This window comes from Microlunatus capsulatus, from assembly GCF_017876495.1.
GTDB lineage: Bacteria > Actinomycetota > Actinomycetes > Propionibacteriales > Propionibacteriaceae > Microlunatus > Microlunatus capsulatus.
Window position 1 is genome coordinate 206,783 of sequence record NZ_JAGIOB010000001.1, and the last position, 10,744, is coordinate 217,526.

11 protein-coding genes are annotated in these 10,744 nt (G+C 75.6%); 4 read left to right on the plus strand and 7 right to left on the minus strand.

Annotated elements, in window-relative coordinates; all coding sequences use genetic code 11:
- Positions 1-24: 24 nt before the first annotated feature.
- Positions 25-876: a pyridoxal kinase PdxY gene (gene pdxY / locus JOF54_RS00965; RefSeq protein WP_210052159.1), complete on the minus strand. Its 852-nt coding sequence runs from the start codon at positions 874-876 to the stop codon at positions 25-27.
- Between the two features lie 34 nt (positions 877-910).
- The gene (locus JOF54_RS00970) at positions 911-2,212 is read right to left on the minus strand and encodes a DICT sensory domain-containing protein (protein ID WP_210052161.1); all 1,302 of its coding nucleotides are present in this window, start codon (positions 2,210-2,212) and stop codon (positions 911-913) included.
- Positions 2,213-2,334: 122 nt separating this feature from the next.
- On the opposite strand from JOF54_RS00970, the gene JOF54_RS00975 reads away from it, so the two are divergent.
- The 4 genes from JOF54_RS00975 to JOF54_RS00990 all read left to right on the plus strand — a co-directional run bounded on the left by JOF54_RS00975 (position 2,335) and on the right by JOF54_RS00990 (position 5,607).
- Positions 2,335-2,910, plus strand: a complete 576-nt coding sequence (locus tag JOF54_RS00975) for a PGPGW domain-containing protein (protein ID WP_210052163.1) — start codon at positions 2,335-2,337, stop codon at positions 2,908-2,910.
- Between the two features lie 85 nt (positions 2,911-2,995).
- The gene (locus JOF54_RS00980) at positions 2,996-3,778 is read left to right on the plus strand and encodes a glycerophosphodiester phosphodiesterase family protein (protein ID WP_210052165.1); all 783 of its coding nucleotides are present in this window, start codon (positions 2,996-2,998) and stop codon (positions 3,776-3,778) included.
- Positions 3,775-5,115 carry an MFS transporter gene (locus JOF54_RS00985; RefSeq protein ID WP_307803693.1) on the plus strand — a complete coding sequence of 447 codons (1,341 nt, stop codon included), beginning with the start codon at positions 3,775-3,777 and terminating at the stop codon, positions 5,113-5,115. Before JOF54_RS00980 ends, JOF54_RS00985 begins: the two co-directional genes overlap by 4 nt.
- Before the next feature lie 108 nt (positions 5,116-5,223).
- Positions 5,224-5,607: an RNA polymerase-binding protein RbpA gene (locus JOF54_RS00990; RefSeq protein WP_210052167.1), complete on the plus strand. Its 384-nt coding sequence runs from the start codon at positions 5,224-5,226 to the stop codon at positions 5,605-5,607.
- Between the two features lie 105 nt (positions 5,608-5,712).
- Here JOF54_RS00990 and JOF54_RS00995 read toward each other — a convergent pair whose 3' ends face one another.
- From JOF54_RS00995 to JOF54_RS01015, 5 genes are read right to left on the minus strand one after another with little or no spacing between them, the layout of a single operon-like run.
- Positions 5,713-6,219, minus strand: a complete 507-nt coding sequence (locus tag JOF54_RS00995; RefSeq protein ID WP_307803694.1) for an FxsA family protein — start codon at positions 6,217-6,219, stop codon at positions 5,713-5,715.
- Positions 6,216-7,007, minus strand: coding sequence for a polyprenol monophosphomannose synthase (locus tag JOF54_RS01000; RefSeq protein ID WP_210052169.1), 792 nt, complete (start codon positions 7,005-7,007; stop codon positions 6,216-6,218). Before JOF54_RS01000 ends, JOF54_RS00995 begins: the two co-directional genes overlap by 4 nt.
- Positions 7,004-8,707, minus strand: coding sequence for an apolipoprotein N-acyltransferase (lnt, locus tag JOF54_RS01005; protein ID WP_210052171.1), 1,704 nt, complete (start codon positions 8,705-8,707; stop codon positions 7,004-7,006). Before lnt ends, JOF54_RS01000 begins: the two co-directional genes overlap by 4 nt.
- Positions 8,692-10,263 (minus strand): amidohydrolase, encoded by a 1,572-nt coding sequence (locus JOF54_RS01010; RefSeq protein ID WP_307803696.1) that lies wholly within the window; start codon positions 10,261-10,263, stop codon positions 8,692-8,694. The genes lnt and JOF54_RS01010 overlap by 16 nt, the downstream gene beginning before the upstream one ends.
- Positions 10,264-10,304: 41 nt before the next feature.
- On the minus strand, positions 10,305-10,742 hold the full coding sequence (locus JOF54_RS01015; protein ID WP_210059257.1) for an Lrp/AsnC family transcriptional regulator: 438 nt from the start codon (positions 10,740-10,742) through the stop codon (positions 10,305-10,307).
- Between the last annotated feature and the right edge of the window lie 2 nt (positions 10,743-10,744).

Genomic DNA, 10,744 nt, shown 5'->3' on the forward strand with positions numbered 1-10,744 from the left:
GTCAGCACTCGGTGACCGGGTCCGTCAGACCGGGACGGCCTGAAAGGTCCGGGTGGGGGCGGCGATCTCGTCCTGGGCGGCGACGAGCTGCAGCTCGGCCTGGCCCGAGCGGACGGTGACGTCGAGGACCCCGTGGACGACGGCGGCGGTGTGCGCCACCGAGGCGGCGACGTCGCGGGTGCGCAGGTAGGTGGCCAGGAAGGTCGCGGCCGTCAGGTCGCCGGCGCCGGTGAAGGTGCGCGGCAGCAGGGGCGTCGTCACCCGCCAGGCGCCCTCGCCCGAGACGGCGACCATGTCGATCGTGCCCGGCTCGGCGTCGGTGTGCACGACGCTCGTGACCAGGACGATCTCGGGGCCCAGCGCCCGGGCCGCCTGCGCGGCGGCGAGCACCTCGGGCAGGGTCGTGGTGCCCAGCCCCGTCAGCAGCTCCAGCTCGAACTGGTTCGGGGTGATGACCTGCGCGGCGGGCACGACCCGGTCGCGCATCAGCTCGGGGATGCCCGGTCGGACGTAGACCCCGCGGCCGACGTCGCCGAGCACCGGGTCGCAGCAGTACAGCGCGGACGGGTTGCGGGAGCGGACCAGCGCGACGGCGTCGAGGATGACGGCGCCGACGTCGGCCCCGCCCTGGTAGCCGGACAGCACGGCGTCGCAGCGGTCCAGCACGCCGCGCTCGTCGATCCCCCGGATGACGTCGGCGACGTCCTCGGCGCGCAGCAGGGGTCCCCGCCAGCCGGGGTAGCCCGTGTGGTTGGAGAAGTGGACGGTGAGCACGGGCCAGACCTCGACGCCCATCCGCATCAGCGGGAACGTCGCCGCGCTGTTGCCGACGTGGCCGTAGGCCACCGAGGACTGGATGGACAGGATCGTCGTCACGCGGTCATCATCGCGCACCGGGACGGGCCGCCGCTCAGCCCGCGGGCGGGTCCGCGCGGTGCGTGAGCCGGCTCAGCATGCTGCGGGCGGCGTGGGCGACCAGGTCGCGGTCGTAGGTGAGGATGTAGTCGAACTCGCGGTCGCGCTGCCGGCGCACCGGCGCCCGCAGGTCCGTGGCCGCCAGCATCACCGACATGGTCGGGGCCAGCACCAGCACGTTCCACTCGTGCACCAGCGGGTCCGAGGCGTCCAGGGCGGTGACCGAGACGCCGGGGGTGTCGGTGGCGTGCAGGTCGTGCGCGGCCGCCATCACCAGCGTGCTGCGGGTGGCGAGGTCGCGGTAGCGCTCCCGGGTGTCCGGGGTGAACTGCTCCGCGGTCTGGAACGCGGCCAGGATGAGGCTCGAGCGGCCCGCAGGACCGGCGATCGCCTCCAGCCGGTGGCTCAGCGCCACCAGCACCGGCTTGGTCGCCCGCCGCGGGGTGTGCCGGCGGGCCGCGAGCTCGTAGGGGCTGTGGTGCGGGACGGGCAGCGGCGGGGTGAACAGCCGCAGCACCTCCTCGGCCGGTCGCAGCGGCGAGCGCCGGGTGCGGCCGTGGTAGCGCGGACCGCAGGCCAGGGTCGCCCCGGCGGCGACGGCCGCGGCCTCCGACGCCGCGTCCGAGACGTCCTCGGCCGCCACCACCGCGCCGGAGGAGTGGCTGAACGCGGTCGTGGCCTGGATGGTCTCGACGCTCAGCTGGCTGGTGGGCTCGTCGAGGACCCGGCGGCTGAGCACGACGAGGGCGGGCTCCACCACGGCGACGGCGGCGAGGCTCGCGGCGCTGCTGCCGACGTCGCGCAGGCCGATCTCCCAGCCCTGGGCGCGCGCGGCGGACACCAGCCGCAGCATCTCGGCGGGCCGCTCGACGGCGTCCCCGCTGTCGACCACGAGCACGACGAGCGTGGGGTCGGCGTTCGGGGACAGCTGGCTGAACGAGGCCAGGTGGGCGTCGAGGACCAGCGGGGCGTCCGGCAGCAGCGGCGCCAGCCGGGCCTCGGCCAGCGCACGGGCACGGGTGGCCTCGTCGAGGAAGGCGGCCTGGTCGGAGGCGGCGACGAGGGACCGCAGCCGGGCGGGGGCCGCCGCGTCGTCGTCGGCCGGGCCGTGGGCCACCAGGCGGACGGCGAGCGGGCGGCCGCTGCCGATCTCGACGAGCGGGGTCTGGGTCACCTGGAGCCGGCCGTGCCGGAAGAGGCGCTCCAGCACGTCGTCGGGGACGGGCTCCTCGGGCGCGGTGGCGCGCTCGGGTCGCAGGTCCTCGTCCGGGCTCACGGCGGCGTGGTCGTCCAGCACGACGCCAGGCTATGCACCGGCCCAACCCGGGTGCCGCCGGGTCGCGGTCGGAGCGGCTGTGCTGTCGCTGAGAATCCGGGATCGGGCGGACCCGGTTTGCCCGCGGACCTTAGGGTGGCGGCATGTCGCCCGACGTCGAGCAGCCTGTGCCGCGCGACGTCCACCCCGTGCCCGACCTCGACCCGCCGCGGTCGCGGACGGCCCCGCACGCCGCCACCCTGGACGACGCGGCGGAGCCCCTGCCGGCGCCCGACGACGACCACGCCGGACCGGTGCCGCACGGCAGCCACCACATCCTGCGCGACTCGCCGGAGGACCGGTGGCGCTGGCGGGCCCGCATCCGGCAGAGCCCCCACCAGCTGCGGGTCTACCGCTTCGGCGTCGGGATCGTGGGCACCCTGCTCGTCGTCCTCGGCTTCGTCACCGGGCCGCTGCCGGGTCCCGGGGGCATCCCGCTGGTCCTGCTGGGCCTGGCCGTGATGGCCAGCGAGTTCGTCTGGGCCGAGCGGCTGATGGCGGTGTTCAAGGCGCAGCTCCACCGGTTCCGCTCGTGGTCCCGCGCGCGCCAGACGGCGGCCTTCCTCGTCTTCATCGCCGGCTGCGGCCTGGTCGGCTACGCCTACCTGCTGACGCTGGGGCCGCCCACCTGGCTGCCGTCGCAGGTCGACGGGCTGCTGGCCCGCCTGCCCGGCCTCTGAGCGGTCCGTCCCCGCTCCGCCCGCGGACGCCCGCAGAGCTGGTGTCGAGCGGCCCCGCGCGCGCTCCGCGTGCTTCGATGAGCGCATGAGGGCCGACGAGTACCCGTTCTTCGACGCCCCGTTCCTGGCGTTCGCCCACCGCGGCGGAGCCCGCTACGCCCCGAACCTGCACCGGGAGAACACCCGGCACGCCTTCGAGCAGGCGGCGGCGCTCGGCTACCGGTACTTCGAGACCGACGTCCACGCCACCGCCGACGGCGTCCTGCTGGCCTTCCACGACGACCGGCTCGACCGGGTGACCGACCGGACCGGCCTGGTGGCGGCGCTGCCCTGGTCCGAGGTCGCCGAGGCCCGCATCCACGGCCGCGACCCCATCCCCCGGCTGGCCGAGCTGCTGACGGCCTTCCCCGACGCCCGCTTCAACGTCGACGCCAAGTCCCCCGGCGCGGTGGACCTGCTGGCCGACGCCGTCGAGGAGCACGAGGCCTGGGACCGGGTCTGCGTCAGCTCCTTCGGCGTCCGCCGCCTGCACCGGCTGCGGCGCCGGCTGGGCCGCCGGGTCGCCTCCTCCGCGAGCGCCGCGGGCGTGGCGGCCAACCGCTTCCTGCCCTGGCTGACGCGGGTGCTCAACACCTCCGCGCCCGCCCTGCAGATCCCCGTCCGGCACCTGCTGGCCCGCCGCGACGTCACCCTGCTGACGCCGGCGCTGGTCCGCTCGGTGCACCGGGCCGGCAAGCAGGTCCACGTCTGGACCGTCGACGACGCGCCGCTGATGGAGTGGCTGCTGGAGCAGGGGGTGGACGGCATCTTCACCGACCGGGTGGACACGCTCAAGGACGTGCTGACCGCGCACGGGCGGTGGACGTGAGCGCCGCGACGACCGGACCGGCGCCCACCGCGCCGGCCGACCCGGGCCGTCCGGGGGTGCGCCGCCGCGTCGTGCTGGCCTGGGGCCTGTGGGACTGGGGCTCGGCCGCGTACAACGCCGTCATCACCTCCTTCGTCTTCGGCCCCTACGTGGTGCGCGGCGTCGTCGGCGACGCCGAGCCGGGCGGGTTGAGCGCCAACACCTGGCTCGGCATCTCGGGGTTCGTCGCGGGCCTCCTCGTCGCCCTGATCGCCCCGATCACCGGGCAGCGCTCCGACGCCGGCGGCCACCGCCGGCGCAACCTGGCGATCTGGACCGGCCTCGTCGTCGCCACCATGCTCGGGCTCTTCACCGTCCGCGACGAGCCGGCCTACCTGTACGCCGCGCTGGTGCTGCTCGCCGCGGGCGCGGTGTTCCAGGAGTTCGCCGGCGTCTCCTACAACGCGATGCTCCCCCAGGTGTCGACGCCGGCCACGGTGGGCCGGGTGTCCGGCTTCGGCTGGTCGATGGGCTACTTCGGCGGCATCTTCCTGCTGCTCATCTGCTACGTCGGCTTCATCGCGCCCGACGTCGGCTGGTTCGGGGTGACGTCGGAGGGCGGCCTCAACATCCGCGTCGTCGCCGTCTTCTCGGCGGTCTGGTTCGCGCTCTTCGCCCTGCCCGTGCTGTTCGCCGTCCCCGAGCTGCCGCCCGGCCCGCCGAGCCGCCGGGTGTCGGTGCCGCAGTCCTACCGGCTGCTGGTGGGCGACGTGAAGAGGCTGTTCGCCCGCGACCGGAACGCCGTCTGGTTCCTGCTCGCGTCCGCGCTGTACCGCGACGGGCTGGCCGCCGTCTTCACCTTCGGCGCCATCCTGGCCGTCAGCGTCTACGGCCTCGACCAGGCCACGGTGCTCGTCTTCGGCGTGGCCGCCAACGTGGTCGCCGCCCTGGGCGCGCTGGTCCTCGGCGTCGTCGAGGACCGGGTGGGGCCGAAGCAGATCATCATGGTCTCCCTGGTGGGCCTGCTCGTCTCCTGCACGGTGCTGCTGTTCGCGTCCGGCCCGACGATGTTCTGGGTCTTCGGGCTGCTGCTGTGCCTGTGGGTCGGTCCGGCCCAGGCCAGCTCGCGCTCGTTCCTGGCCCGGGTGGCCCCGCCCGGCCGCGAGGGCGAGATGTTCGGCCTCTACGCCACCACGGGACGGGCGGCCTCGTTCCTCGCGCCCGGCCTGTTCGCCCTGTTCTCCGGGTTGTTCTCCGACCGGGTGGGTATCGTGGGGATCGCGCTGGTCCTGCTGGCCGGGGCGGTCGCCCTCTCCAGGGTCGCCCCTCCCCCGCAGGTGACGCGCCGACCCGGCTGAGGGTCGGGGTGGGACGGGGGCGCAGGCAGCGGCCGGAACATTCCGGCTGCCTCGGGAGTTGTAACCGCTCGGGGAGACAAGCGCTAGACGTCTAGACGGAGGTAAGTCATGGCTGATCGTTCACTGAGGGGCACCGGACTGGGAGCCAAGAGCTTCGAGGACGAGGCCGGCGTCGAGTTCGCCGCGCGCCAGGAGGTCGGTTACGACTGCTCCCGCCAGCACCACTTCACGCTGGTGTTCTCGGCCGAGGCCGAGATCCCCTCGCTGTGGGAGTGCCCGCGCTGCGGCGCCGAGTCCCTGCGGTCCGACGGGCAGCGCCCGGAGGCCAAGGAGGAGAAGGCCGTCCGCACGCACTGGGACATGCTGCGGGAGCGCCGCTCGATCGCCGAGCTCGAGGACCTGCTGGCCGAGCGGCTGACGCTGCTGCGGGCCGGCGAGCTGGGTTCCACGGCCTGGTCGCGCACCGCGCCGACGAAGAAGAAGACCGCCTGACCTCCGGGTCGGGCCCAGCACGACACCGGACCGCCCCGCGCGGACCGACCACCTGGTCGGTCCGCGCGGGGCGGTTCCGCGTCAGCGGTCGGATACCTCGCCGCGTCAGCGGTCGGACACCTCGCCGCGGATGACGGTGGGGCCCTGCGGCCCGGGGGCCGGGTCGGGGACGGTCTCGCCCTCGATGACGTCGCCGCGGCCGGCGGCCGGGGTGGGCACACCCAGCCGGTTGAGCCGGCGGGCGATGAAGAAGGCGACGAGCTTCCGGGCCGCCGGCCGGGTCATCGGCAGCAGGAAGAGAAAGCCGACGATGTCGGTGGCGAAGCCGGGAAGCATGAGCAGCAGGCCGCCGACCAGGACCAGCGCCGCGTCGGCCAGCTCCCCGCTGGGCACCTTGCCGGTGGCGAAGGCGTCGGTCAGGGCCGTCCAGGCCCGGCCGCCCTCGCGGCGCATCAGCCAGCCGCCCAGCACGGCCTCGACGACGAGGATGCCCAGCGTCAGCAGCGCGCCGATCCGGTCGGCGACCTGCAGCAGCAGCCAGACCTCGAAGATCGGCACCGCCACCAGCAGGACGAGGAAGACGACGAGCGGCAGCCCGCCGCGCAGCCTCACCGCGACACCGCCGGGGCCCGCCGGGCCAGCGAGCGCAGCTGCTGCCCCCGGTGCCGGATCCCCCACAGGGTGGTCAGCAGCAGCGCCTCGACGACGATCCGCTGGCTCATCTTGCTGACGCCGTGCTCCCGCTCGATGAAGGTGATCGGCACCTCGACCACCCGGAAGCCCGCCTTGAGCGCGCGCCAGGCCAGGTCGACCTGGAAGCAGTACCCGGCCGAGACGACGCCGTCGAGCTGCAGCCCGCGCAGCGTCGCGGCGCGGAAGGCGCGGTAGCCGCCGGTGGCGTCCTTGAGCGGGATGCCCAGCACGAGCCGGGTCCACAGGTTGCCGCCGCGGGAGAGCACCTTGCGCGACAGCGGCCAGTTGACGACCGTGCCGCCGGCCACCCAGCGCGAGCCCAGCACGAGGTCCGCGCCGGACAGCGCCGTCAGCAGCCGCGGCAGCTGCTCGGGCTGGTGGGAGCCGTCGGCGTCCATCTCGACGAGGACGTCGTAGCCGGCCTCGAGGCCCCAGGCGAAGCCGGCCAGGTACGCGGCGCCCAGGCCCTCCTTGCCGGCCCGGTGCAGCACGTGCACGTGGTCGTCCTCGGCCGCCAGCCGGTCGGCGAGCTCGCCGGTGCCGTCCGGGGAGTTGTCGTCGGCGACCAGCACGTGGGCGTCGGGGACGGCGGCGCGGACCCGGCCCACGATGAGCGGCAGGTTCTCGCGCTCGTCGTAGGTGGGGATGATCACCAGGGTCCGCTCGTCCCCCCGGGGGGCGCCTCCGGTCGGCGTCGGCTCGCTCACGTCCAGTCTCTTCCGTTCGTCGGCGTCGGCGCCCGGACGGGGCCGACGGGGTCGGGGCGGGGTCGCGTCGAGCGCGTCCCCAGCAGGGCCAGCGCGCAGCACAGCGCGGCCAGCAGGGTGAGGCCGCGGTCGAGCCACGGGGCGAGCAGCACGGCCGGCGTCAGGGTGCTGCGCAGCGGCATGGTGACGACCCGGTCGTCGGCGGTGAACTCGGTGGTGCGGGTGACGACGTGGCCGTCGCGGTCGATGAAGCCGGAGACGCTGTTGGTGGTCGCGACGGCGATCTCGCGGCGGGACTCCATCGCGCGGGCGCGGGTGATGGCGAACTGCTGCTCGATCTGCCCGGTGCCGCCGTAGGTCGCGTTGTTGCTCTGCACCACCGACACCTGGGCGCCGGCGGTCAGGGTCTCGTAGACGGTGGCGTCGTAGGCCAGCTCGAAGCAGATGACGTCGCCCACCTTGACCGGCCGGCCGCCCACCCGCACGTCGAGGACGCCGGGCGTGGTGCCCGGGATCGACTGGGCGCCCACCTGGGCCAGCACGGGCACCAGCGGCAGCAGCTCGTCGCGGAAGGGGATCCACTCCCCGAACGGCACGAGGTTGCGCTTGTCGTAGCGGGCGAGGATCCCCGCGACGGGGTCCCACCACAGGGCCGTCGTCTGCCGCTCGTCCTCGCCCGGACCCTGCATCACCGCGCCGACGAGGATGGGCACGCCGGCGATCTGTGCGGCCGACTGCACCGTCAGCCCGGTGAGGCCGTCCTTCGTCGGGTCGATGTCGGTGGAGTTCTCCGGCCAGAGCAGGAAGTCCGGGGTGGGCACCTGGCCGAGCCGGGCCTTGGTCATCAGGTCGACCGTCTCGGCGAGGTGGTTGTTGGTGACCGAGCGCGCCCGGCCCATCGCCTCGATGCCGCGCCCGGGCACGTTGCCCTGGACGATCCCGACGTCGACGCTGCCCAGCCGGCCCGCGGCGGGCTCCACCTGGAAGCCGCGCAGCGCCGTCCCGGCCACCACCAGCAGCACGAGGGCGCCGGCGACGACCAGCAGCGGGCCGCGCCGGGCGGCGGGCGGGGCCGTCGGCGTGCGCCGCCGCAGCCCGAGGCCCGACCGGCTCAGCACCAGCCAGGCCACCAGCTGGCCCACGAGGGCGACGACGAACGACACGCCCGCCACCCCCACCAGTGGGAAGAAGCCGGCGACCGGGGTGTCGACGGCGGCGTAGGCGAGCCGGACCCAGCCGAAGCCGCCGAAGGGGATCCGGGAGTAGGCGAACTCGACGCCCACCCAGCAGCACGCCGCGGCCAGCGGCCAGGCGCGCAGCCGCAGCACCAGCGTCAGGGCGGCGGCGAGGACGCCGAAGAACAGCGCCTCGAAGACGATGAGCAGCGCCGCCACCCAGACGCCCAGCACGTGCAGCCAGCTGATGCTCACCGCCAGCAGGCCGAGGCCGAACAGGTAGCCGAGGCCGAACGCGCGGCGCGGCGGGCGGCCGCGGACCAGCAGCGTCAGGGCCGGCACGCCGACCAGCAGCAGGGGCCACAGGCCGTAGGGCTGCCAGGCCAGGCCCAGCACCGCCCCGGCCGCGAGCGCCCCCAGCGCGCGGAGCCGAGGCCCCCGTCGGGTGTCCGCGACCGGCCCGGTGACCGGGTCCGGGGCGGGGTCGACCGCTGCGGCGGGGGCAGGGGTCAGGGGCGTCGACACGGAGGGAGTTTACCCAGGGCTCCCGGGTCGGAGTGGATCACGCGACCGGCCCCGAGCGTCGCGACGCAGACCGGCAGCGGGTCGCCCGGGTCCAGCCGCGGCAACCCCGTCGTCTCCTCGAGCAGCGCGGGGTCCACGTCCCAGACGGCGACGTCGGCCGGCCGGCCCGGCGCGAGCACGCCGCGGACCTCGTCCCGGGCGGCGGCGTGGGCGCCCCGGGTGGCGGCGTCGAAGGCCACCGCGACCGGCAGCCGCTGCTCGGGCCGGACGTGCTGCACGGCCGCCCGCACCGTCGCCCAGCCGGCCAGCGCCGTGACGGGCGCGTCGGTGCCCAGGGCGAGCGCGACGCCGGCCCGGTGCAGGTCGCCGAAGGGGTTCATCGTCGCGGCGCGCCGGCCCAGCCGCTGCTCGTACAGCTCCCCCGGCCCGCCCCAGGCGGCGTCGAACGCGGGCTGGACGCTGGCGACGACGCCGAGGTCGGCCAGGACGGCCAGGTCGTCGGCCGCGACCATCTCGACGTGCTCCAGCCGGTGCCGGGCGGCCCGGACCGCCTCGGGCCCGAGGACGGCGGCGGCGCGGCGCAGCCCCTCGACCGCGGCCGCGACCGCGTCGTCGCCGATGCAGTGGAACCCGCCCTGGACGCCGGCCCGGGTGCAGGCGACCAGGTGGGCGGTGACCTGGTCGTCGTCGAGGTAGCGGACACCACGGGTGTCCGCGTCGGCGTAGGGCGCGCGCAGGGCCGCGGTGTGGGAGCCGATGGCGCCGTCGACGCAGAGGTCGCCGGCCAGCCCGACGGCCCCGACGGCGCGGGCGGCGGCCAGCGACTCCTCCGCCGCCAGCTCGCCCCAGTAGGTGACGGCCCGCAGGCCCAGGGCCGCGGCCTCCTCGGCCACCCGGACGAGGTCGGCGAGCGGTCCGAGGTGGGCGCCGCCCAGCTCGTGCACCGTCGCCACCCCCTCCGCCGCGGCGGCCGTCAGCGCCGTCCGGACGGCGGCCCGCCGCTCGCCGTCGGTGAACAGCCGGTCCATCGCCCCGCGGCAGGCGTGGTGGGCGTCCTGGGTCAGCCAGCCCTCCGCCGTGGCCCCGGGCAGCCCGTCCAGCGACGGCAGCCGCTCCAGCAGGGCGCTGGAGACCAGCGCGGAGTGGACGTCCACCCGGGCCAGGTAGACGGCGACGCCGGGGGCGGCGCGGTCCAGCTCGGCCCGGGTCGGCGGCACCGGCTCGGGCCAGCCCCGCTCGTCCCAGCCCTGGCCGACGAGCACCCGGGTGCCGGGCCGGGCGGCGACGTGGGCGGCCACCCGCTCCAGCACGTCGGTCCGGCTGACGGCGTCGTGCAGGTCGAGGCCGTCGGCCACCTGGCCGACCTGGACGCAGTGCACGTGGGCGTCGACGAGGGCGGGGGTGACCAGCCGGCCGCCGAGGTCGACCTCGGGGGCGCCGGACGCGGCCGCGCGGGCGGCGGCGTCGGCCCCGACGAACGCGACCCGGCCGCCCTGCAGCACCAGCGCCGTGGCGCCCGGGGCGGCGGGGCTGACGACGCGGCCGCCGGTCAGCACCAGGGGTGCCGGGTCGGCGGGGCCGGGGCGGGCGTGCGTGCTCAGATCTGCGGTCGGTCCTCGTACGGCACCGAGAGCACGGTGGTGGTGTGGGTGGAGACCTTGCCGTCGGCCCGGATCCGGGCCAGCAGCGACTCCAGGTGGCTCATCGTCGGGACCTGCACCTTGAGCAGGTAGCTGGGCTCCCCGGCCACCGAGTAGCAGGAGATGATCTCCTCGATGTGCTGCAGCCGCTCGGGGGCGTCGTCGGGCTGGCTGGGGTCGAACGGCTTGATCGCCACGAAGGCGGTCACCATCAGGCCCAGCTCGGCGGCGTCGAGGACGGCCCGGTAGCCGGTGATCACGCCGCGCTGCTCCAGCCGGCGGACGCGCTGCTGGGCGGCGGAGGTGGAGAGGCCGGTCTCGCGGCCGATGTCGGTGTAGGACATCCGCCCCTCGCGCGCCAGCAGCGCGAGGATGCGTCGGTCCAGCTTCTCCATGG

What these genes read in the sequence shown, in the direction of transcription:
- JOF54_RS00975 (WP_210052163.1), top strand. Translation starts at nt 2,335, where the DNA reads ATGTCGCCCGACGTCGAGCAGCCTGTGCCGCGCGACGTCCACCCCGTG.
- JOF54_RS00980 (WP_210052165.1), top strand. Translation starts at nt 2,996, where the DNA reads ATGAGGGCCGACGAGTACCCGTTCTTCGACGCCCCGTTCCTGGCGTTC.
- JOF54_RS00990 (WP_210052167.1), top strand. Translation starts at nt 5,224, where the DNA reads ATGGCTGATCGTTCACTGAGGGGCACCGGACTGGGAGCCAAGAGCTTC.
- JOF54_RS01015 (WP_210059257.1), bottom strand. Translation starts at nt 10,742, where the DNA reads ATGGAGAAGCTGGACCGACGCATCCTCGCGCTGCTGGCGCGCGAGGGG.